This window comes from Treponema sp. R6D11 (assembly GCF_054786075.1).
On sequence record NZ_BDHD01001057.1, the window covers coordinates 1 to 400 of the forward strand.

General features: G+C 53.5%; 1 protein-coding gene. It reads right to left on the reverse strand.

All coding sequences use genetic code 11. The features are described from left to right. The coding region (locus ACYVTD_RS17470) for a response regulator transcription factor (RefSeq protein ID WP_461248896.1) at positions 1-389 on the reverse strand (389 nt) is incomplete at its 3' end. Positions 390-400: the final 11 nt, after the last annotated feature.

Genomic DNA, 400 nt, shown 5'->3' on the forward strand with positions numbered 1-400 from the left:
ATCCCGTTGGCAAAGGCCTGCGCCGCGACAATGTGTAAGGTGAATGGACCGCGCATTATGGAATGTGGAACCTTGCGCTCGTGTTGCAGAGCTTTTTTTACCCGGCTGCGCAAAAGCTCAATGCCGTATGGCTTGCGAAGATAATCGTCGCCCCCAGCGACAAGGCCCTCAAGCTCGCCGGAGGATTCAGTTACCGAAGTCAGGAAGATTATGCTCGCGGCGCTGCGTTCACGAATTTCACGGCAGAAATCAATGCCGCTGCCATCCGGCATTTTTATATCCAGTATGATAACGTCCGGATCGCCGTCTTCAATCAGAAAGCGCGCCTCTTTCAGCGTGGAGGCGGTTGTAACCTCATACCCCTCGGATTCAAGAGCGCGCCTGTTAATAAGACTTAACC